Genomic DNA, 22,826 nt, shown 5'->3' with positions numbered 1-22,826 from the left:
CATGCCGACTAACGCATACGAAAACGCAGCAATGTTAGCGGCTCCTTGGGCGCAAGCTGGGCGTCAGATTTTCCAAGGCCAGAACTCCTATGAAGCAGGGCGCACAAAGATGGCTCAGGCGCTTGCGCAACAAGGCCAGATGGAAGCGCATGCCAATCTGTTTAACGAGCAGGCAGGGCTTATGCGAGAGAAGGCAGCAGCAGAGCAGCAGCGCCGTTCGTTCCAAACTCCTGAATTTGGCTCAAAGATCGCGTCTGCGCTGGCTGGTTTGAGCGACCAACAAGGCAACGATCTGTCGTCGTATCAGTCTCAGGGGAATTGGGGCGTTCGTCCTGCCGAGATGTTGCCGCCAGATCAGGACGGCCCTGCTGCGCCTGAAATGAACAAGCCCGCACCTTCGTGGTATTCGCCGGATGTCGAGCGAAAATACAATTTGGCACGCGGCGTACATTTAGCTAATCTTGGCGGAACTGGTAATTCAGAAGTTGCGCACATGACTGATGCTTTTGTAAAGCTGCTTGGTCAGGGACGATTGGATCAGGCTATTGCTGATCCTCGCTTCCGCGCTGCTCTTGGCCCTTCTGTTGCTGCTGCTGCCGGCAAGGGTGAATTCAATAACATGGGCACTTCTGGAGTATTCAATCAATTTAGCGGACAGCAAGAGCTAAACGATATCGGAAAAACTTCCGCTGTTGAAAATCGCGCTCAGGCAAACAACGCTAATGCATCTGCTGCTCAACATCTTGCCAGCCGTGATCTAACGCGTTCGAAGATCGGACAGCAAACTGTTAATCCTGATGGCTCTGTTACTGCGCCCGCAGCAGTTCAAAAACCCATGCCCGTTGGTGCGTTGAAGCTCCAGCAAGAAGGTCTGGAAAACATGTCCATTGCATCGAACATTAATCCGATGCTGCAACGGTTTGCCAATGATATTGACGCCGGAAAACTCCGTCTTGGGCCTGTTGCAAACATGTTTAACAAGGGGAAGAACTTTGCCGGCGCAAGTGATGAAGGAAGCCGTAATTTTGCAAGCTTCCAAGCAACGCTTGAAAAGCTCCGCAATGACTCTTTGCGACTGAATAAGGGCGTACAGACTGATGGAGACGCTAAGCGCGCATGGAATGAATTGATGACCAACATCAACGATCCAGACGTTGTTAAGCAGCGCATCAATGAAATCCAAGGAATCAATGAGCGCGCCGTCGAGTTGCACCGGATGAATGTAAATCAAATCCGCCGAAATTTCGGCAATCCTGACATTGATGTAACCGGATACGTTGCGCCTAGTCCTGCGAAAACAGGCAGCAACATTGATGCACTTTTGAACAAACACGATCCAATAGTTAGATAAGGCAAATAAAATGGCCGACCTTGAACGACTTAAACGCGCCTTGGTTAATGCTGATCGTGCGGGCGATATTGTCGCTGCGCAAGCATTTGCCCGTCAGATTCGCCAGCAAATGGCCGCTCCTGCTGCAAAAGCAGACCCTGCGATGAATCCGACTAGCGACATGAACACGTTTGAAAGGTTTGCCGCTGGCGCTGGAAAATCAATCACAGACGCCGGCCGTGGTCTTGGTCAAATGATTGGCCTTGTCGATCAAAAAGACATTGAAGAATCTCGCCGTCTCGATGCGCCTCTGATGAATACAGGCGCAGGAACAGCAGGTAATATTTTCGGGAATGTCGCATTGCTTGCGCCTACCGCCGCAATTCCCGGAGCGAACACAGTTACTGGGGCAACGCTGATTAATGCTTTGGCCGGTGCTGCACTGACCCCAGGAACGCTTGGAGAACGTGCGCAAGCCGCATCATTTAGCGGCCTAGGTGGCGGCGCAGGCATTGGCGCAGGGAAGGTGATTTCAGGCGCTGGAAGGATTGCAAACGCAGCGGCTATGCCTTTGACTAAATCTGGTCAGGAAAAGATTGTTGGTGAGGTTCTTCGACGTGCCGCCGGGAACAATGCGGATGATGTTATTTCGCGACTCCGTGGAGCAACTGAGCTAGTGCCGGGTTCTGTGCCGACTGCTGCCGAGGTTGCGGATTCTGGCGGCATCGCAGCGCTACAACGCGCCATGAGTGCCGCAAATCCTGACGCATATGCGCATAGAGGCATGAGCAACAACGCGGCCCGTGTAGAAGCTTTGCGCGGCATTGCTGGCGATGAACAGGCCATGCAGGCGGCTATTTCTGCGCGTAAGTCTGCTACTGATCCGCTTTATAAGGCTGCTGACAGTGCTGTTGTAACGTCGGATGAGCAACTACGTGAAATCATGTCTCGTCTTCCTAACGGAACGATTGCTCAGGCACAAGAAATTGCTCGCATGACGAACCGGCCTATTAAGTTCGGCTCGGACATTCCTGAATCTTCGGTTGCAACTGGCAGGATTGATCTGGCAACCGGCCGTCCAGTTATGCAGACAACTGCTGCACAGAATGCACAATTTACCGGGCGTGGAATCGACCTCATCAAGAAAGCAATTGACGATGTTGTGAATACTAATCCAACTGCTGCGATTGGGAATAATGCAAAGAGCGCAGGGCTTGGCGTCAAGCAAGACTTGGTTAATTGGGCAGATAACGCCATTCCGGAATATGGACAAGCTCGCCAATCATGGGCAGAAGGAACTGTGCCAATTTCGCAGATGCAAATCGGGCAAGAACTGCTCAACAAATTGGAGCCGGCGCTTGTTAGCTATCACCCAAGCGGAGCGCAGTTCCGACAGGCTGGAAGTTCGTTTGCCAATGCCTTAAACGACGTTCGCGGAAACCTTGTAAAGAACGCAACAGGAGGCATAAAGCGCAACCTTGAGGACGTCATGGCGCCTGAGCAGATGGCTACGCTAAACGGAATCGGTGCTGATCTGTCGCGCTCTGCCGCTGCTGCTGATATGGGGCGAGGTGCAGGGTCAAACACGTTCCAGAACTTCGCAATGGACAACCTTGCCGCGCAGTCAGGCATGCCGCCTGCTGTCGGCGCACTCGGTAACATCTTGACGCTTGGCGCAGGATCAAAGCTGATGGGGGCCGCAAAGGCTATTTCCAACAAGATTTATCAAGGCTCAGATGACGCAATGAAAAGCCGAATGGCTGACATCCTGCTTGACCCGCAGGCAGCAGCTACGGTCATGGAAAACTCTGTGAAACCAGGGAGATTGGGCCAGGCATTGCAGAACGCAATCGGCAAGGGAGGCGTTGATAAGCTGAACTACGGCATGAGCGTTTCGCCAGGAGTGCTTGGTTCAGCCTTTGCGCTTCCATACGGGATACAGTAACACCCGTTTAAGTTTTGATTCAGGCATCTTCCGCTCAAGGAATGAGACAAGAAGAACGCCAAGCACGCCGAATATGAGCAGCACAAACGGCTTTAGAAATGCAGCAATCATCAGATTCAAGTGAGGTTCCTTAATGTCACAACCTACGCCATACACACAGACGACTGATTTCAGCCAGCAAGAGGCTAATAACGCTTCTGGCCGATCAACCGTCAATACCGCTGCGCTCGATGCTGAGTTTGCAAACATCGAAACAACGCTAGATCAGACGTTGGACAACCTGCAAAAAATCCAACGTGATGACGGAAAGCTAAAAGATTTGGCAGTTGGTGTCAATGCGCTATCTCCGGAAATATTGAATTTGATGGGCGGTTTCCGCATTGTCGGTGATGGAGTATGGGCAGCAAGCACAGCTTACCAAGTCAAGGATTTGGCTTCTGATGAAAACAGCAACTATGTTTGCATTCAGGCGCACACCTCCGGAGCAACGTTTGACCCGCAGTATTGGTCGCGTTTCGGTTTCACGATTGGTTCGGATGTGTCTGACGCTGCTGCAAATGCCGCTGCAAGTGCTGCCGCTGCTCTGTCTAGTGCTAATGCTGCTGCGTCAAGCGCTTCCGCTGCGGCAACCAGTGCAACCAACTCGGCAACCAGCGCGACCGCTTCTGCGTCGTCTGCTTCCGCCGCGATTGCATCAAAGAACCTCACCCTGCAATACGCAACGCAGGTAGAGAACTCGCTTGCATACCTTGCTGTCGAGGCAACTCAAGCAGAGATGGAAGCCGGAACCGAAACGGATAACCGTGCCATGTCTCCTTTGCGCGTAAAGCAAGCAATCGAGGCGCTTACCCCTGATCACATCTGGTACTCACAAGGGGAGTCAGTTGGCAGCATTGCCTCTCAGACTGAGTTTGGCAATTCATCAATTCCTGAAACGGCAACAGAAATTGAAATTCTTTGCGTATCCGTTACGCCATCGTCGTCAGGAAGAATTGTTGTTCAGGTTGGATCAGCGTCATATATAACAACCGGATATTCTGGATATTGCCTTGAGCGCCCATCCGGCGATTCCTCTCTTACAACTGGGTTTCCGGTTACGTTTGCAGCTAGTTCTGTTGGCTATACTGGTTCCATCACCCTATCAAAAATCGGAACAACTAACAAATGGATTATGAAGTCAACTGGTGTTTCGAACACGCTGATGCAGGTTGGCGTTGGCAGCGTTGATGTTTCAAGTATCTTGTCAAGAGTTAGGGTTAGCCTTGCGGGAGGCGGTTCATTTTCTGCTGGAACGGTGTCAATAAAGTGGAAATGATTCTTTTGCTGTTGATCTACAAAATCAGAACGCCATAGTTCCTGCGCGGGTCTTCGGGCATTGATATTGCATATTTTGTAGATAGTTATTGGCCTGCAACTAGGCCAAAACAATTGCAGCGCAAGGTTCTCAGTCGAAAAAGCGCATCATACGGTGCGTTTGAGTGTGATGGGCATCTCCCGATTTTACCCGCTGTTGCGCAAACCGGAAGCGACGCCGTTGATCGACAGATGGATGCCGCGTGCGACGCGCTCGTCCGTCTCGCCGGCGCGGTGGCGCTTGAGCAGTTCGACCTGGAGGTGGTTGAGCGGATCCATGTAGGGCGAGCGCAGTTGCAGCGAGCGTTTCAGTTGCGGGTTGTCGCCCAGGAAATCGTCCTGTTCGAGAATGGCCAGCAGGTGCTTTTTCGTTAGTTCCCATTCCTGGCAGATCTGGCCGAAGATGCGTTCGCGCAAGCCGGCATCGCTGACCAGTTCGGCATAGCGCGAGGCAATCGCGAGATCGCTCTTGGCCAGCACCATGTCCATGTTGGAGAGCAGGCTCTTGAAGAAGGGCCAGGATTTCAGCATGCGGCGCAGTGTGGTCAGGCCGTCGGAATTGGCCGCCAGGTAGCCGTCGACCGCTGAGCCGAAGCCGTACCAGCCCGGCAGCATCAGGCGGCATTGCGCCCAGCTGAACACCCAGGGAATGGCGCGCAGGTCCTCGATACGCTCGGACGCCTTGCGCGACGCCGGGCGGCTGCCGATATTGAGCAGGGCGATTTCGGAAACCACGGTCGATTGCCGGAAATAGGTCGTGAAGCCCGGTGTTTCATAGACCAGGCCGCGATAGGCGTTGAAGGCGCGCCGCGACAGTTCGTCCATGACGGCATGGAACTGCTGCGCCGGCTCGACCTGGTTTTCGTGGTCGGTCAGGCTGGCTTCCAGGGTTGCGGCGAGCAGTACTTCGAGATTGCGCCGGCCATTGTCCGGGTTGCCGTACTTGGTCGAAATGACTTCGCCCTGTTCGGTCAGGCGGATCTGGCCGGACACGGCGCCGGCCGGCTGGGCGAGGATGGCATGGTAGGACGGGCCGCCACCGCGGCCGACCGAGCCGCCGCGCCCGTGGAACAGGCGCAGGCGTACGCCGTGCTGGCCGAAGACGCGGGCCAGTTCGATTTCGGCCTTGTACAACTCCCAGCCCGAAGTCAGGAAGCCGCCGTCCTTGTTAGAGTCGGAGTAGCCGAGCATGACTTCATGCTCGTCGCCGCGGCCGGCGATCAGGGCGCGGTAGGCCGGGATGGCGAAGATGCCGTCCATGGTCGCGGCGCTCTTCTGCAAGTCCTCGATGGTTTCGAAGAGCGGGATGATATTGACGTCGAGGCGCGCCGTGTTGCCGGGCAGCAGCAGGCCGGATTCCTTGAGGAGCAGGGCGAGTTCGAGCAGGTCGGAGACGCCGTCGGTCTTCGAGATGATGAAATTGGGCAGGGTGGCGGCGCCGTATTTCTCGCGCAGCTCGCGGGCGGCAAAGAAGATCGCCAGCTCGCCCTGCGTTTCTTCCGAGTAGTTCAGGTAAGGCGAGTAGAGCGGACGCGGCGTGCTGATTTCCTCGACCAGCAGCTTGATCCGGTCGACCTCGGTCAGCGCCTCGTAATCCGGGCAGCGGCCGGCACCGGCAAGCAGTTCGGCGACGCTGCGCGCGTGCACTTCGGAATTCTGGCGCAGGTCGATCGGTGCCAGGTGGAAGCCGAACACCTGCACAGCGCGCAACAGCCGGCGCAGGCGGCCGCCGGCCAGGCTGGCGCTGCCATTCAGCTTGAGCGAATTGGTCAGGATCTTGAGATCGGCGCGCAGGGCTTCCGGCGTGGCATAGGCGCTGGCGTTGCCGATTTCATGGCGGACCGGTTCGACCTGGTCAAGCACGCGGGCAGTGGCGGCGAGCCGGGCATAAATTCCGGAGAGGGCGCGGCGGTAAGGTTCGTCGGCGCGTTGCGGCGAGTGATCGGTGGAATGCTCGGCGAGCGCCACCAGTTCCGGCGTCACCTTGACCAGCAGGTCGGAGAGCGGCAGTTCGCCGCCCAGCTCGTGGATTTCTTCGAGGTAATGATTGAGCGCGGCCGCCGACTGCAGGCGCAGCGCCTCGCGCAGGATCTCGGCGGTGACGAAGGGATTGCCGTCGCGGTCGCCGCCGATCCAGGAGCCGACGCGGAAGAAGGGCGGCAGCGCCCAGTTCTTTTCCGGGTAGCGCTTCTGCAGTTGCTGCGTCGCCTGGATGTAGAGGCGCGGCAGTTCGGTGAAGAAGGTTTCCTTGAAGTAGGTGATGCCGTTCTTGACCTCGTCGAGCACCTTGAGGCGGACCGGGCGCAGCATCCGTGACTGCCACAGGGTGAGGACCGAGTTGGCCAGCGCCAGGTCGTTTTCGGCTTCTTCTTCCGGCGTCATCTGCAGGCGTTCGCGCTGGTCGAGCAGGCGGGCGAGGTCGCGGTGATTGCGGATCAGGCTCTGGCGCTGCACTTCGGTCGGATGCGCGGTGAGCACAGGGGCGACCACGGCATGCGCGAAGAAGTCGGCGATGGCTTCCGGTGATACCTGGGCGGTCGACAGTGCGTCAAGGGCAAAAACCAGGCTGCCTTCGCGCGGCGGCGAGCCGGCCAGGTCGTAGGCGCGACGCCGACGGATGTGGTGCTCGTCCTCGGCGATATTGGCCAGTTGCAGGAAGTAGGAAAAGGCGCGGACGACGGCCTGCGTCGTGTCGCGCGGCAGTTGGTCGAGCAGGGTGGCCAGCCCGGCACGGGCGGCCGGGTCGCCGTCGCGGGCAAAGCGCACCGCTGTCTGGCGAACCTGCTCGACCGTGGCGAAAACGGCATCGCCTTCCTGCTCGCGCACCGTGTCGCCAAGGATGCGGCCAAGCAGGCGAATGTCGGTACGCAGGGGTTCGTCCTTGTTGCTGTCGGGTGCGCTGGCTTGCATTTAGTGCTTTCTGACGAGGAGGACGGAGGCGTCGGCGATCTTGGCCAGTTGTTCGGCCACCGAGCCGAGGATGAGCGTGGCGATGCCGCGCTGGCCATGGCGGCCGATCACGATCAGGTCGGCGCCGACTTCCCTGGCCTTGTCGGCCAGGGTTTCCGAAACGCGACGGTTGCGCGCTTCGAGGAGCAGGGTTTCGGCGTCGACGCCTTCGGCATCCTTGATCGCCTCGTCGAGCAGCTTCTGGCCGGCATCGGCAATCGCCTTGATGGCGTTGTCGATGTTCAGCGAGGTCGAGAAGGTGCGACCGTGCATGCCCATCAGCGTCTCGTCGGCGACGTGCGTGATGTAGAGCTTGGCGTCGCTGGTGCGGGCCAGGTGCAGGGCTTCGGCCAGTGCACAGCGGGAAGTTTCGCTATCGTCGATGGCAACCATGATTTTCTTGTACATCGTGTTCTCCTTGAATTCGTGAATGACGGTACCTTAGCAACTCGTCCGGCTTTTATCTGTTAGGGAAAACCTGTGGTATCCGCCGAACCGCCGCCTGGCGGTCCGACAGGATGGGGTCAGTGGAAATGAACCTCGTCGCGGCCTTCGACCGGTGCTTCGAGATCGGCACCGATGCGGCGCGATACGAAGGTCACTGCGCTGATGATGGCAACGAAAATGCCCAGCCACATCAGGCCGTCCGGGTTGATCGCAGCCTGGGCGGCATTGGCGACCGCAGCGGCAGCCGCGGCAACCGGTTTGACGTAGCTCGGCACAATGCCCGGGAAGACGTAGGCCCACAGCAGGTGCAGCACGCCGACCAGCATTGCCATGATCAGCGAATGCTTGAAGGTGAAGCGGAAGATTTCCGATTCGCGGCCGACCATGCCGGTCGCGCCGGTGGCGACCGAGATCGATTGCGGCGAGATCATCTTGCCGCAAACGCCGCCACAGGTATTGGCCGACATGGCGATGACCGGGTCGATGCCGAGTTTCTCGGCGGTGACAGCCTGCAGCTTGCCGAACAGCGCGTTGGTCGAGGTGTCGGAGCCGGTCATGAATACGCCCAGCCAGCCCAGCAAAGCGGCAAAGAAGGGGAAGGCGACACCGGTCGTGGCAACCGCGTAGCCCAGGGTGATCGCCATGCCCGAGAAGTTCATGATGTAGGCGAAGCCGAGAATGGTCGAGATCGTGATGATCGGCCACTGCAGGGTCTTCAAGGTGTCGCGGGCGACGCCGCCGGCGGTCTTGAGCGAGGCGCCCATGACGATAATGGAGAAGAACCAGGCGAACAGGATGGCGGTGCCGGCAGCGCTCAGGACATTGAACTTGAACACGGCGGGCTTGGCCTTGCCGGCCTGGTCGATGACCAGCTTGTCGAGGCCGGCAATCGGGAAGGCAAAGTCGAACACCTGTTTGGTGATCTGGTCGAGTGCCTGGTTAACCGGCTTGATGCCCCAGGCGCAGACGAACAGCGACAGGATGATGAACGGTGCCCAGGCCCGGAAGATCTGGCCGCCGGAGTACAAGAGCTTGGCCTTGCCTTCGCGCTTCGGCTCATGGTCGAAGTGCCAGCTTTCCTTCGGGTGCCAGACCTTGAGGAAAAGCACGGTGCAGATGATGGACGCGATCGAGGCGATCAGGTCGGGCAATAGCGGTGCGGTCAGCGGGGAATTCGACGACAGGAACTGGGCCAGGGCGAAGGAGCCGCCACTGACAAAGCAGGCCGGCCAGACTTCCAGACCCTTTTTCCAGCCGGCCATCAGCACGACCAGATAGAGCGGTACGAAGAAGCTGATCAGCGGCAACGTGCGGCCGACCATCTGGCTCAGCGCGAGGTCGGGGATGCCGGCAACCTGGCCGCCGACGACGATGGGGATGCCGATGGCGCCCCAGGCAACCGGAGCGGTATTGGCAAGCAGGCAGATCGAGGCCGCGTAGAGCGGGTTGAAACCCAACCCGGCCAGCATTGCCGCGGTGATCGCGACCGGCGTGCCGAAACCGGCGGCGCCCTCGATGAAGGCGCCGAACGAGAAGGCGATCAGCAGGGCCTGCAGGCGGCGGTCATCGGAGATCGAGGCGAGCGAGTTCTTGATCACCTCGAACTGGCCGGTCTTGACCGACATGTTGTAGATGAACAGCGCGGTGATGACGATCCAGCACACCGGGAAGAGGCCGAAGGCGCCGCCGTAGAGCGTTGCCAGGGCGGCCAGGTCAACCGGCATGCCATAGACGAAGATGGCGATCAGCAGCGCGAGCGAGGTGCCGCCCAGTGCGGCGAAGTGCCCCTTCATGTGCTTGATGGCGAGCGCCCAGAACAGGAAAAGAATGGGGATGGCCGCGACGAACGCGGACAGGGCGATATTGTCGAATGGATCGACATTCATTTGCCAAGTCATACAATGAGTCCTTATAACTATAACGAGTTGGTCGCCGCCGGCCGATTTCCAGATCATCGGCGGTTACCGTAGTAGTAAATTTCTTGTGCCGGGCCGGAGTTCGCACCTCCGGGCCGGTTTTTTTTGTCTCCCCCTCCTCAACAGGTCATGGAGCCCTCCTTGCGTGAACAGGCTTCAAGCAGGTAGGCGACCGAGCGGTAGCTCAGGCCGGTTTCGGCGGTCAGGCCGATTTCGCAGGTGCGGTTGGTCGATACGCCGCAGGCGCAGTTGGCTGGCAGTTCAGTATGGATGTGGCGCAAGGCGTGCTGGTTCAGTTCCGGCACGGCGAAGCCGCGGTCGCCGCCAAAGCCGCAGCAGGTGACGCCGGCCGGCTCGATGACTTCCTCGACGCAGGCCTTGAGCAGGGTGCGCAGCTTGGCCTCGGCACCGGTCCGTTTGACGCTGCAATTGACGTGCAGCGCCACCGGGCCGGGCTGACGGGTGATCAGCAGGCGCGGCAACAGCGCGTCATGGGCGAACTCATGGAAGTCATAGAGCTTGAGCTTGCCGGCCAGATGCTTGTACATGCGGGCGGAGCAGGCGCTGGCATCCATGATTACCGGGTACTTGCCGTTTTCCGAGGCTTGCATCAGCGCAGCTTCGAGGCGGTTCGCCATGGCGTCGGCTTCTTCTGCCATGCCCTTGCTCGCCAGCATCTGGCCGCAGCACAGATTGTCGAAACCGGCGGGCAGGATAGCGCGGTAGCCGGCTCGTTCGAGCAGTTCGATGATGACATCGCCGAGTTGCTTCTCGCCACTATCGGCCGGCCCGAAGATGCGGCCGCCGCAAGTCGGGAAATAGACTACCGGGTCGCCCTGGGTCTGGCGTGCAACCGGTGCCTTGCCGGCGTGCGGCATGTCCTTCTTCCAGGCGCCACCGGAGATGCGGGCGAGGAAGTTGTCGCCGAGCACGCCGGAAACGGCATGGCCGACTTTCAGGCCGAGGCGCGAGGCGCTGGCGAGCGCGCCGAAATGTTCGCCCGTCCAGGCGTTGACCGTACGGGCGGTTTCGCCCATCTTGCGGCCGCGCAGGCGGCGGGTCAGGTCGCCGGTGTCGATGCCGACCGGGCAGGCGGTCGAGCACAGGCCGCAACCGGCGCAGGTGTCGAGGCCCATGTAGGCATAGTCCTCGCCGATGCTGCCGGCGGGCAGGCCCTGGGCTTCGCGGCGGGCCAGTTCACGCACGCTGACGATGCGCTGGCGCGGGCTGAGCGTCAGTCGGTGCGAGGGGCAGAGCGGTTCGCAGAAGCCGCATTCGATGCAGCGGTCGACGATGTCCTCGGCGGCCGGCATCGGCTTCAGGTTGGCGAGGTGGGCCTGCGGATCGTCATTGATGATGACGCCGGGGTTGAGCAGGTTTTCCGGGTCGAACAGGTTCTTGATGCGGCGCATCAGCTCGGCGGCGTCCTTGCCCCATTCCAGTTCGACGAAGGGTGCCATGTTGCGGCCGGTGCCGTGTTCGGCCTTGAGCGAGCCGTCGTACTTGCCGACCACCAACTGGCAGACGTCGTCCATGAAGCGGGCGTAGCGGTCGACCTCGGCCGGATCGCCAAAATCCTGCGTGAACACGAAATGCAGGTTGCCCTCCAGCGCGTGCCCGAAAATGATCGCCTCGTGGTAGCCGTGCTGGCGCAGCAGGCCTTGCAGGTCGAGCGTGGCGTCGGCCAGCGACTCGATCGGGAAGGCGACGTCCTCGATCAGCACGGTGGTGCCGGTGCGGCGCATGGCGCCGACCGAGGGGAAAGTGCCCTTGCGCACTTTCCAGTACATCTCGCAGGTCGCCGGATCGGTCGAGAAGACCATCGGTTCGACCGTGGCGACGCCCGCGATGGCGGTATGCACGGCGGAAATCTTCTCCTGCAGCGCGTCGACCGTTGCGGCGCGCACTTCGATCAGCAATGCGGCCGCATCCTCGCCCAGTTCGCGCATCACCGCCGGCAGGCCGGGCTTGTTCTCGACCGAATGCAGGGCGGGCCGGTCGAGCAGTTCGACCGCGGCGACCGGCTGCGGCTTGAGGCGGATCACCGCTTCGCAGGCGGTGCGGATGTCGGGGAAGAAAACCAGCGCGGAAGCTTTGCACGGGTCCTCGACGACGGTCAGGTAGGTGATGCTGGAAATGAAGCCGAGCGTCCCTTCCGAGCCGATCATCAGGTGGCTCAGGATGTCGATCGGGTCTTCATAATCGACCAGCGCATTGAGGCTGTAGCCGGTGGTGTTCTTGATCTTGAACTTGTGGCGGATGCGCTCGGCGAGTTTCGGGTTGTTGCGCGTATCGCTGCCCAGTCGCTCGAGTTCGCCGAGCAGCACGGCATGGCTTTGCGAGAAGGCATTGACGCTGAGCGGGTCTTCGGTGTCGAGCACGCTGCCATCGGCGAGCACGACGCGCAGGCCGGCCAGCGTCCGGTAACTGTTCTGGGCCGTGCCGCAGCACATGCCGGAAGCGTTGTTGGCGGCAATGCCACCGATCTTGGCCGCCCCGATCGACGCCGGATCCGGCCCGATCTTCTTGCCGAGCGGCGCCAGGCGCCGATTCACCTCACCCCCGACAATGCCCGGCCCGACCTTGACCTTGCCGGCATCGGCACTGATCTCGCAACCGGTAAAGCCCTCGCCGATCAGCGCCAGGATGCCGCTGCTGATCGCCTGTCCGGACAGGCTGGTCCCGGCCGCGCGGAAAGTCACCGGCGTGGCGTGCAGCCGGCCAGCGGTCAACACCGTGCGCACGTCGTTTTCCGATTCGATCAGCGTGATCACCTGCGGGATCAGGCGGTAGAAACTGGCGTCGGTGCCGTAGGCGAGGCGACGCAGATCGTCGACGATGATCTGGTGATCTGGGAGGTGTTGGCGGAGGTGCTGGATTAGGGCGCTCATTTGGTTTGTCTCGGGTGTTTGTTTTTGGCGTGGGTGGTGATGGGTGTGGTGCTTGTTTGGTGTTTTGGTTCCGTGTCGGCGGGGTGGCTAAAGGATGATTGTGGTCCTTTACCTGCTTTAGTCTCGGCTACGGTGAGTGTTGTGCTTGTTTTACGTTGGGGTTCCGCCTTGCGGGCGGGCGTACTTTCTTTTGCTTCGCCAAAAGAAAGTAGCCAAAGAAAAGGCGACCCCCGGGTCGGCGCCCGCTGCGCGGGTCCCTTGCGCTACTCGGCTAGCCGGGCGGCTTGCTAAACTCGCCTGCGGCTCAGACAGACGCAAGCCGAAACCCCCGGCCAGCCTGCGTTGCTCAGCGCCTCCCAGGGGGACCCGAAAGGCGTCGCCGCCGAACCGGTAGATATGATTTTGGGTTGTTTTCAGCGGTCGACCGTTAAAAACAAGGCTTTTCCTTTTTTCTTCCTGGGCAGAGCCGTCGTTCCGTGACGCCTTTCCGGGTCCCCATGTGGAGCGCCGAGCAACGGAGAAGGGCCGGGGGCCTTCGGCGAGGACTGTCTGAGGCCCGAAGGGCCGAGTTCCGCAGCCGCCCGGTCCTTCGAGTAGCGCAGGGAAGTCGGCGCAGCCGACCGCGTAGCCTGGGGTCGCCTTTTCTTTGGCTACTTTCTTTTGGCGAAGCAAAAGAAAGTACGCCCGCGCCGCCAGCGCGGAACCCGGCCGCCAAAAAGGTGCTGCACTATTTTCGCGAGAAAGGCTAACTGAACCCAGCCGCCAAACAAGCGCCGCATTCATCCGGCGAAAACAGCCATCCGAATCCAGCCCCTGAGCAAGCCCCACCCCCATTTACCCGCGATCCCTCAACATATCCCGCAACCGCTTCGGTGCCGGCTTCAAAGGCACCCGCACCGTCGTCCAGGCCCCTTGCTTCGCAGGCATCAGCCACGCCAACCGGCTCCCCAGCCAGGTCGCAACAGCGTACAAGGAAGGCGAGCGATACACCGTCGCCCATCCCTTCCAGACGGAAGTCATCAGCCAGCTATACCCGGCTCCCTGACCAAGCATCGAAGGATTCGCGTGCGGTGCGGTAAAGGCCTCTTCGCGCAGGCGCATCAGCAATTCCGGGATCGGAATCTTCACCGGACAAACCTCGCCGCACGCCCCGCACAGCGAGGAGGCGGTGGCCATCGATGAGGTCGCCTCCAGACCGAGCATGTGCGGCGAGATGATCTTGCCGATCGGGCCGGGGTAGGTCGTGCCGTAGGCATGGCCGCCGATGCGGGTATAGACCGGGCAGTGGTTCATGCAGGCGCCGCAGCGGATGCATTGCAGGGTCTTGCGCAGTTGTTCGTCGGCGTAGGCCTGGCTGCGGCCGTTGTCGAGCAGGACCAGGTGGACTTCGGCCGGGCCGTCTTTCTCGCCCGGTTTGCGCGGGCTGGAGATCATGTTGAAGTAGGTCGAGATGTTCTGGCCGGTGGCCGAGCGCGTCAGTAGCGAGAGCAGCGGCGGTACGTGTTCGAGCTTTTCGACGATTTTCTCGATGCCGGTGATGGCGATATGCACCGGTGGCGCCGTGGTGCACATGCGGCCGTTGCCTTCGTTTTCGACCAGGCACAGCGTGCCGGTTTCGGCGACGGCGAAATTGACGCCGGAGAGGCCGATGTCGGCTTCCAGGAATTTCTGCCGCAGCACGTTGCGGCCGATCTGGATCAGCGCATCGACGTTGTCGGTGTAATCGACGCCTTCGACCTTGTCGGCGAACAGGCGGGCGATTTCTTCCTTGGTCTTGTGAATGGCCGGCATGATGATGTGCGACGGCTTTTCATCGGCGAGCTGGACGATGTATTCGCCCATATCCGATTCCAGCGCAGCGACACCGGCGGCTTCGGCGGCATGGTTTAGCTCGATTTCCTCGCTGACCATGGACTTGCCCTTGACCATCAGCTCGGCGCCAATGCGCTGGCAGATGCCGAGGATGATCGCGTTGGCTTCTTCCGGCGTCTCCGCCCAATGCACCTGGATGCCGTTGCGGGTCAGGTTGGCTTCGAGTTGTTCGAGCAGGGTCGGCAATTTGGCCAGGTTGTACTGGCGGATGCTTTCGCCCAGCGTGCGCAGGCTGGCCAGTTCCCCGGCGTCGGGGAACTGCGCGGCGCGCTTGCTCATCAGGAAGTCCATGGCGCCGCGGAAACTCTGGCGCAGGAAGGGATTGTCGACGACCGCCTTGGAGCGGGCGCGGAAGCCTTCGGCGGGCTTGAAATGCAGGGTGTGCTGGCTCATTGTGCGTCCTCCGTCAGCAGCAAGACGACCAGTTCCTTGGGGCCGTGCGCGCCGTAGGCCAGCGTCTGCTGGATGTCGGCGGTTTTCGACGGACCGGAAACGAGCAGGGCGTTGGTCGGCAGGCCGTCCTTCCAGCCTTCGCTGTGCATCGCCTCGTAAAAGGTGTTGTAGATGCGGTTCGCGTCGAGCAGCACGATATGCACCGGCGGTACCAGCGACATCAGCCGCGGCTCGGCGGCATCCGGCCAGAGGATCAGCGTGCCGGTCTCGGCGATGGCGGCGCGGGCGGCGGTCAGGCTGGCCGGCGTCGCGTTGAACATCTCCGTCTTCCAGGCTTCGATCGCCATGTCGTAGACCTGGCAGTCGACGCCCTGACGCGGGAATTCATCGAGCAGCGCGCAGCCGTGCGTCGTTTCCTCGCTCACCAGGATCTTGTCCAGCCCCTTGCTGCGCAGGACTTCGCGCAGGGTGCTCAGCCAGTCGGCCGGCGTGACCGCATGCACTTCGGCATGCGCCAGTTCGATGCACTGGCGGAAGCGCTGCACCTTGCCGGCGTTGTCTTCCGGCGTGCGGTGCGTGGCGTACCAGGCGGCGACGTCCGGTACGGCCTTGTCCTGGCGCGGGGCGGCCTTCAGTTTGTTCAGGATGCGGTCACGAGCGCTCATTGGGCAGTCCTCCGCAGCAGGAAGCTGGCGATGTGTTCGCCGGGCAGGCTCGGCTTGCTCTTGCCTTCCTGTTGATCCTTCCAGGCGGCGTGGCCGAGGATGTTCATCAGGCAGCCGCAGTCGGCGCTGACGACGCGCTCGGCGCCGGTCGCCTTGAGGGCCTTGACCTTGTCTTCGACCATCGCGCCGGAGATTTCCGGCTGCTTCAGCGAGAAGGTGCCGCCGAAGCCGCAGCATTCGGATTCGTGATCCTGTTGTGCGACCTTGACCTTGTCCAGGTTGCCGAGCAACTTCCGGCCGGTCAGGTGGACATTCATTTCGCGGCGCGCCGAACAGGAGGTGTGCAGCACGACGGTGCAGTCGCCGCCGGTGTCCTGCGGCTGCCAGTCGAGCACATTGACCAGGAAATCGGTCAGCTCGTAGATGCGTCCCGACAGCGCTTCGGCCTGTGCCTTGCGGGCCGGGTCGGCGGCAAACAGCGTCGGGTAATGGTGCTTCATCATGCCGGCGCAGGAACCGGACGGGACGACGACCGGCCAGTCTTCCGGGAACAGCGTCAGTTGCAGCGCGGCAACTTTTCTCGCTTCGTCGGGAAATCCGCTGGTGTAGGCGGGTTGGCCGCAACAGGTCTGTTCTTCCGGGAAATGCACGCGCATACCCAGGCGTTCGAGCAGGGTAATGGCGTCCATGCCGGCGCCAGGATAGAACTGGTCGACGACGCAGGTGGCAAAGAAATAGATGTCGCGCGGGCGGCTCGCGGGTTTTCCATGATTCGGCATGGTTTCTCCGTTGGTAAATTGGTCAAACCAATATTTCGTGAAGCGAAAATGTACGATACAACCGTTACTTAGTCAATAATATAAGGGTTTTTCCGGTGCTTGCGGTTTACCTGTTTGCTTATTAGAATGGCGTGGTCTTACCAATCAATGACCACTGAAAAGCACCGCGAAAGCCCCATGTCACCAGCCAAAATGCAGGTTCCGCGTATTTCGGATGCCGTCGCCGCTTCACTCGAGCGCCGCATTCTTGAAGCTTCGCTGAAGCCGGGCGACCGCTTGCCGCCGGAGCGCGAGCTCGCGGCCGAGATGGGCGTGTCGCGCCCGTCGCTGCGCGAAGCGATCCAGAAACTGGCATCGAAGGGCATGGTGCAAAGCCGGCAGGGCGGTGGCACCTTCATCACCGACCGTCTGGCATCGAGCTTCTTCGATCCGTGGCGCGACATGCTGGGCGCGCACCCCAATCTGCGCGAAGACATGCTTGAATTCCGCCGCATGCTCGAAGGTCAGGCCGCCGAATGGGCAGCCGAGCGCGCCACCGGCGACGACCTGGCGCGCATCGACCAGGCTTTTACGGAGCTGACCGCCGCTTTTGGTGTCGACGACCTCGACAACCGTTCGCGCTGCGACATCGCCTTCCACCAGGCAATCGGCGAAGCCGCCCACAACGCCTTGCTCGGCCACCTGTCGTCGGCCCTGCTGCGCCTGATGCACGACAACATTCGTCTCAACCTGGGCGAGCTGAATGGCGTGCCGGCAGCCGGTAACCTGCTCAAGAACCAGCACACCGCGATCCACGCCGCCATTCACGAGCGCAAGCCGGCGGCCGCCCGCGCCGCCGCCGAAACCCATATCGATTTCGTCCGCGAAACCTTGGCCCAGTCGCTGCGTACCGCCGCCCGGCGGGAAACGGCAGCGCGCCGCCTGAGTAGTGATTTCAGCAATAACCCTTCGTCTTCTTCTTGATTTGACCCCCCGGAAAGGAACAGGCATGGAGCCTATCGTTATCCCCTTTGAACAATTGCGCATGACTGACGTAGAGCAGGTTGGCGGCAAGAATTCCTCCCTCGGCGAAATGATCAGCCAGCTGGCTGGTACGGGCGTCCGCGTGCCGGGCGGCTTTGCCACGACGGCCTCGGCTTATCGCGAGTTCCTGGCGCAGAGCGGCCTCGACAACAAGATCAACGCCGCCCTCGATGCGCTTGATGTCGAAGACGTCAATGCACTCGCCGTTTGCGGTGCGCAGATTCGCCAGTGGATCATGGAAACGCCGTTCCCGATGTCGTTGACCGTTGCGATCACCGAGCAATACCAGCGCCTGGTTGCCGACTCGACCGCCGACATGTCCTTCGCCGTGCGCTCCTCCGCCACCGCCGAAGACTTGCCGGATGCTTCCTTCGCCGGTCAGCAGGAAACCTTCCTGAATATCGTCGGCCTGGAAAACATCCTGCACGCGATCAAGGAAGTCTTTGCCTCGCTGTACAACGACCGCGCCATCTCCTACCGCGTGCACAAGAACTTCATCCACGCCGATGTCGCGCTGTCGGCCGGTATCCAGCGCATGGTGCGTTCCGACAAGGGTGCCGCCGGCGTGATGTTCACGCTCGACACCGAATCCGGCTTCCGCGATGCCGTGTTCGTCACCTCCAGCTACGGCCTGGGTGAAACCGTCGTGCAGGGCGCCGTCAATCCGGACGAGTTCTACGTGCACAAGCCGATGCTGGCTGCCGGCAAGAAGGCCATTGTACGTCGCAACCTCGGTTCCAAGATGATCAAGATGACCTTCTCGGCCGAGAAGGTTGCCGGCAAGTCGGTCGTTACCGAGGATGTCGAAGAGTCCCTGCGTCACCAGTTCTCGCTCAATGACGAAGAAGTCATGGAGCTGGCCCGCTACGCGATGATCATCGAAGCCCACTACGGTCGTCCGATGGATATCGAATGGGGTAAGGACGGCATCGACGGCAAGCTCTACATCCTGCAGGCCCGCCCGGAAACCGTGCAGTCGCAGGCGCATGCCGGCAAGGTCGAAAAGTTCAAGCTCAAGTCCTTCTCCAAGGTGCTCGCCTCCGGCCGCGCCATCGGCCAGAAGATCGGTGTCGGCCCGGTCCGCATCGTCAAGGATCCGAAGGAAATGGACCAGGTCAAGCCGGGCGACGTGCTCGTCGCCGACATGACCGACCCGAACTGGGAACCGGTGATGAAGCGCGCTTCCGCCATCGTCACCAACCGTGGCGGCCGTACCTGCCACGCGGCGATCATCGCCCGCGAACTGGGCATCCCGGCCATCGTCGGCTGCGGTGACGCTACCGAAACCCTGACCGAAGGCGAAATCGTTACCGCCTCCTGTACCGAGGGCGACACCGGCCACGTCTATCGCGGCAGCCTCGATTTCGAAGTCACCTCGCGCGACATTACCGCCATGCCGGACGTCCCGGTCAAGGTCATGATGAACGTCGGCAACCCGGAACTGGCCTTCGAATTCGCCCAGCTGCCGAACGCCGGTGTTGGTCTGGCCCGCGTCGAATTCATCATCAACAACGTGATCGGCATTCACCCGAAGGCTATTCTCGACGTCGATCGCCTGCCGGCTTCGAAGCGCGACGAAATCAAGCGCCGCGCCCGTGGCTACGCTTCGCCGAAGGAATTCTTCGTCGAAAAGCTGGTTGAAGGCGTGTCCACCATCGCCGCTGCCTTCTGGCCGAACCCGGTGATCGTGCGTCTCTCCGACTTTAAGTCCAATGAGTACCGCAAGCTGCTCGGCGGCGAGCTCTACGAGCCGGAAGAAGAAAACCCGATGCTCGGCTTTCGCGGTGCTTCGCGTTACATCGCCCAGTCCTTCCGCGACTGTTTCGAGATGGAATGCCGCGCCATGAAGAAGGTCCGCGAAGAAATGGGCCTGACCAACGTGCAACTGATGGTGCCGTTCGTTCGTACCGTTGGCGAAGGCCAGGGCGTCGTCGATCTGCTCGCCGAACACGGCCTCAAGCAGGGCGAAAACGACCTCAAGCTGATCATGATGTGCGAAATCCCGTCCAACGCGCTGCTCGCCGACGACTTCCTCAAGATCTTCGACGGCTTCTCGATCGGCTCCAACGACCTGACCCAGCTCACCCTTGGTCTCGACCGCGACTCCGGTCTGGTCGCCAATCTCTTCGACGAGCGCGATCCGGCCGTCAAGATGCTGCTCGCCATGGCCATCGCCTCCGCCAACAAGGCCGGCAAGTACATCGGCATCTGTGGCCAGGGCCCGTCCGACCACCCCGATCTGGCCGAATGGCTGATGGATCAGGGCATCAGCAGCATCTCGCTGAACCCGGACACCGTGGTCGATACCTGGACCCGTCTGGCCTCGCACAAAAAGGCCTGATTTTTACGGTCGACCGTTGAGAAACGGCAGAAATGAAAAAGGCCGGGAGCGATCCCGGCCTTTTTGTTTATCCGTTTTTGGCGTTGATTGTCAATTGTGGCGTGATTTTTGTTATTTGCTGCCAAAATTGGCGCTGTTCGGCGCTTTGTGAACTTGTTCGAGTCTTGTCGATGACGCATCAAGTGGCGAATGCTCGGCATGCCATTTCCTCCCGCTGCCCGCCAAGCCTTCTGCTGCATGGTTTGCGGGGCGCGCCGGAGTTGTTTTTGTGCGCTTGAATTTTCCCTGGTGACATTGTCAGCCCATGGGCATGCATCTTGCGATTGGATTGTCATGGCTGGATCAATACAGTCATCAACCGAGAGATAAAGGGAGAAAATCAATGGCATGGGATCTGTTGTTTACGTCGGATATCGGGCTGCTCAGCCTGTTTACTATCGCTTTCATCCTCGTCATGGGGGTGTATATCGGGCGCTACGCGATGCAGCACATGAAGTCGGACGCCAAGGATGCTGCTGCGAATGGCGGCTCGGCAGGCGTCGCCCATTGATTTGCAGTTAGTGGCAAGCGGCCTCCGGTTGCGGGGGCGGCAGGAAGGAGGGCGATCTCCGGGGGCGTTCCTGCACAAAGAGCGGGGCAGATGACGCCGCAGTCGCTCCCACGACTGTCTGGTTGTCTGTCAGCAATTGCTTTCCGGTCTTTTCTCCCGGTTTCCGGGAGAAAAGCATGTTTGCCGGTTTTCCCAAGCCAGGATCGGGGCAATTGTGGCAAGCCTTGCTTTTCTGGGCTGGTGCGTGCTCGGGGGTCGCCCGACCCTTATTCGCCACGGGGGTTGCACGATGAAAAGGCCGGTTTTCCGGCCTTTTCCATTTTCGCGATATTTTTTGCGTTGACCGCCTAGGTCGTGATGCGGTTCATGGCCACGGTCAGTTGCGGGTAGTAGCCGAGCCGGCTGATGCCGATGCGCCGGGCGATTTCGACTGATTCGGCCGCTTCGCGCGCGGCCGGCGAATGTTCGAGCAGGCAGGGAAAGGCGCGGGCGGCATCGGTCACTGCAAAGATGGTCAGGAGCAGGTGACCGCAGGCCTTGTAATAGGCCGGGTCGAGTCGCACGAAGCGGGCGCCGTCATCGCAGGCATCAAGATAAGTTGCCGCCGTTGTTGCGGTTTCCTGAAGTCGGTCGATATCCATCTGGTTGAGCGCGATCATGGTGACACTCCTTCGTGAATCATTCAGCAAAACTGCCTCTGTGAATGTATTAACGTCCGGAGTGGACAAGAAGTTGAGCCTATTTACGTGCGGTAACACCTTGCCCGGCGGCTCAGTTCAAAACCGGCTGTTGGTCATCCTGCCGGCCAGTTCGACGCCGTCGCGCCCGTTCTCCTTGGAGCGGTACATGGCTGCATCGGCGCGTTTGGTGAGCGTGATTTCATCGATGCCGTCGGTCGGGTAAATGGCGATGCCCAGGCTGCAGGAAATCCGATGTTCCTGGCCGTTGACCGTTACTGGCTGGCGGACTGCCTCGCATATCTTTTCCGCCAGGTTGAGCGCATCGCTCGCTTCGGTCAATTCAGTCATCAGGATGACGAATTCGTCGCCGCCTATGCGGCCGACCGTATCGGCGGCGCGAACCGCCGTGCGCAGGCGTTGCGCCATCTGCTGCAAGAGTTGGTCACCGACGGCGTGGCCGAAGTTGTCGTTGATCGGTTTGAAATGATCGAGATCGAGAAAGATCAGTGCAAATTGCCCGTTCAGGCGCTTGGCCCGGGCCAGTTCCTGCTGCAGGCGGTCGCTGAACAGGGCCCGGTTGGGCAACCCGGTGAGCAGGTCGTGCTGCGCCATGTGGCGCAGCTTTTCAGTCATCCGGGCGGCCAGGCGCAAGGCGCGGCTACGGCCGTTGAGCAGTAGCCAGACCAGTGCCGCCAGGGCGAAGCTCAGGCAAGTGCCAGCCGCGGCGATGACGAAGGCTGTGTCGCGATCGTAGAGTTTCTCGAATTGCTTTTGCGTGGATAGCGAAATTGTCCAGTTATGGCCGGCGACGACCATGTATTCGATGGTGCTCAGGGCGTTTTTGCCCGTCGGTCCGAGCGTCTCGTTGCCATCCGCCGCGCGGTAGATCAGTGCCGCCTCGGTTGGGTCGACTTCGTCATAGATGCTCAAGGCAAGGCCTGAGGGCTGTCTGCCGTACAGGCTGGCCATGAAGTCGTTCATGTGGAACGAGGCATATACCCAGCCGACCAGATTGGCGCGGCGCTGGGCAATGCTGTCATGCGGCCGGTCGTGGGCGAAGACCGGGATGTACATGATGAAGCCGGGCGTTGCCGTGCTGGCGTCGTCCACCGCGAGGCGCACCTTGCCGGAAATGGCGGGCATGCCGGAATCCCTGGCCCTGATCATGGCTTGCCGGCGCTGTGGCTCGGACCAGGCGTCAAAGCCGAGGAGGGTCCGGTTGCGGCCAAAGTACGGTTCGCGCTGAATGACTGGCGCGTAGATTTCGCGTTCGCCGGCTGGTTCAATCCGGTAATCCGCCAGCCCGAGCTGGCGCATGCCCGCTTCATGGGCCGCTTTGTTCTCCGGGGCGACCAGTTCGGCGATGCCTATGACCTGGACTCCGGAAAAGTTGGCATCAAGCTGCAGTGACTCGATGTAGTCGTGAACAGCCTTGCGGTTCTTCAGGCTGGTGGTCGCCAGCATGCTTTGGACGCCGCGCAGCATCTGTTCGTAGGCGGCAACCCGCTGTTCGATGCGGCTGACCGTTTCGCGCAGGGCAAAATTGAACTGCGAGCGCATTTCGTTGTTTGCGCTGTTGCGTTCGTGATCCCAGACCAGCCAGGTGGTGCCGAGCGAGGTAACCAGCGCCAGCCACGGCAACCAGGGCAGCAGCGAAAGAATTGCCGCGGTGCGGCTTGGGTGCTCCTGCAT

General features: G+C 60.5%; 16 protein-coding genes. 6 read left to right on the top strand and 10 right to left on the bottom strand.

Features of this window, described 5'->3' with window-relative positions; genetic code table 11:
- Position 1: 1 nt before the first annotated feature.
- From KIG99_RS01720 to KIG99_RS01710, 3 genes are all read left to right on the top strand, one after another.
- A complete protein-coding gene (locus KIG99_RS01720; protein WP_226458501.1) occupies positions 2-1,351 on the top strand; it encodes a hypothetical protein in 1,350 nt (449 codons plus the stop codon).
- Between the two features lie 10 nt (positions 1,352-1,361).
- Positions 1,362-3,275 carry a hypothetical protein gene (locus tag KIG99_RS01715; RefSeq protein ID WP_226458500.1) on the top strand — a complete coding sequence of 638 codons (1,914 nt, stop codon included), beginning with the start codon at positions 1,362-1,364 and terminating at the stop codon, positions 3,273-3,275.
- 133 nt (positions 3,276-3,408) lie between these two features.
- Positions 3,409-4,590 carry a carbohydrate-binding protein gene (locus tag KIG99_RS01710; protein WP_226458499.1) on the top strand — a complete coding sequence of 394 codons (1,182 nt, stop codon included), beginning with the start codon at positions 3,409-3,411 and terminating at the stop codon, positions 4,588-4,590.
- A gap of 185 nt (positions 4,591-4,775) precedes the next feature.
- Here KIG99_RS01710 and ppc read toward each other — a convergent pair whose 3' ends face one another.
- The 7 genes from ppc to KIG99_RS01675 all read right to left on the bottom strand — a co-directional run bounded on the left by ppc (position 4,776) and on the right by KIG99_RS01675 (position 16,540).
- Positions 4,776-7,538, bottom strand: a complete 2,763-nt coding sequence (ppc, locus tag KIG99_RS01705; protein ID WP_226458498.1) for a phosphoenolpyruvate carboxylase — start codon at positions 7,536-7,538, stop codon at positions 4,776-4,778.
- Positions 7,539-7,985, bottom strand: a complete 447-nt coding sequence (locus KIG99_RS01700; RefSeq protein ID WP_226458497.1) for a universal stress protein — start codon at positions 7,983-7,985, stop codon at positions 7,539-7,541.
- A 116-nt stretch (positions 7,986-8,101) separates the two neighbouring features.
- The gene (locus tag KIG99_RS01695) at positions 8,102-9,922 is read right to left on the bottom strand and encodes an L-lactate permease (protein ID WP_319002351.1); all 1,821 of its coding nucleotides are present in this window, start codon (positions 9,920-9,922) and stop codon (positions 8,102-8,104) included.
- A gap of 137 nt (positions 9,923-10,059) precedes the next feature.
- Positions 10,060-12,831 (bottom strand): FAD-binding and (Fe-S)-binding domain-containing protein, encoded by a 2,772-nt coding sequence (locus KIG99_RS01690; protein WP_226458496.1) that lies wholly within the window; start codon positions 12,829-12,831, stop codon positions 10,060-10,062.
- An 834-nt stretch (positions 12,832-13,665) separates the two neighbouring features.
- Positions 13,666-15,096 carry a LutB/LldF family L-lactate oxidation iron-sulfur protein gene (locus KIG99_RS01685; protein WP_226458495.1) on the bottom strand — a complete coding sequence of 477 codons (1,431 nt, stop codon included), beginning with the start codon at positions 15,094-15,096 and terminating at the stop codon, positions 13,666-13,668.
- Positions 15,093-15,761 carry a LutC/YkgG family protein gene (locus KIG99_RS01680; protein ID WP_226458494.1) on the bottom strand — a complete coding sequence of 223 codons (669 nt, stop codon included), beginning with the start codon at positions 15,759-15,761 and terminating at the stop codon, positions 15,093-15,095. The genes KIG99_RS01685 and KIG99_RS01680 overlap by 4 nt, the downstream gene beginning before the upstream one ends.
- A complete protein-coding gene (locus KIG99_RS01675; protein WP_226458493.1) occupies positions 15,758-16,540 on the bottom strand; it encodes a (Fe-S)-binding protein in 783 nt (260 codons plus the stop codon). Before KIG99_RS01675 ends, KIG99_RS01680 begins: the two co-directional genes overlap by 4 nt.
- Positions 16,541-16,717: 177 nt before the next feature.
- Between KIG99_RS01675 and KIG99_RS01670 the strand changes: the two genes are divergently transcribed.
- On the top strand, positions 16,718-17,503 hold the full coding sequence (locus KIG99_RS01670; RefSeq protein WP_226458492.1) for a FadR/GntR family transcriptional regulator: 786 nt from the start codon (positions 16,718-16,720) through the stop codon (positions 17,501-17,503).
- Between the two features lie 25 nt (positions 17,504-17,528).
- A complete protein-coding gene (gene ppsA, locus KIG99_RS01665) occupies positions 17,529-19,904 on the top strand; it encodes a phosphoenolpyruvate synthase (protein WP_226458491.1) in 2,376 nt (791 codons plus the stop codon).
- Here ppsA and KIG99_RS01660 read toward each other — a convergent pair.
- Positions 19,823-20,293 (bottom strand): hypothetical protein, encoded by a 471-nt coding sequence (locus KIG99_RS01660; protein WP_226458490.1) that lies wholly within the window; start codon positions 20,291-20,293, stop codon positions 19,823-19,825. The genes ppsA and KIG99_RS01660 overlap by 82 nt on opposite strands.
- Here KIG99_RS01660 and KIG99_RS01655 point away from each other — a divergent pair.
- Entirely contained in the window at positions 20,287-20,454 is a 168-nt protein-coding gene (locus KIG99_RS01655) for a DUF3149 domain-containing protein (protein WP_226458489.1), read from the top strand. The genes KIG99_RS01660 and KIG99_RS01655 overlap by 7 nt on opposite strands.
- A gap of 347 nt (positions 20,455-20,801) precedes the next feature.
- On the opposite strand, the gene KIG99_RS01650 is transcribed toward KIG99_RS01655, so the two are convergent.
- Positions 20,802-21,113, bottom strand: coding sequence for a hypothetical protein (locus KIG99_RS01650; RefSeq protein WP_226458488.1), 312 nt, complete (start codon positions 21,111-21,113; stop codon positions 20,802-20,804).
- Positions 21,114-21,230: 117 nt separating this feature from the next.
- Positions 21,231-22,826: a CHASE domain-containing protein gene (locus tag KIG99_RS01645; RefSeq protein WP_226458487.1), complete on the bottom strand. Its 1,596-nt coding sequence runs from the start codon at positions 22,824-22,826 to the stop codon at positions 21,231-21,233.

Origin of the sequence: Quatrionicoccus australiensis (assembly GCF_020510425.1) — a bacterium.
Classification (GTDB): Bacteria; Pseudomonadota; Gammaproteobacteria; order Burkholderiales; family Rhodocyclaceae; genus Azonexus; species Azonexus australiensis_A.
Note: the sequence above shows the minus strand (reverse complement) of the source record. Positions and strands in the feature narration are given on the sequence as shown.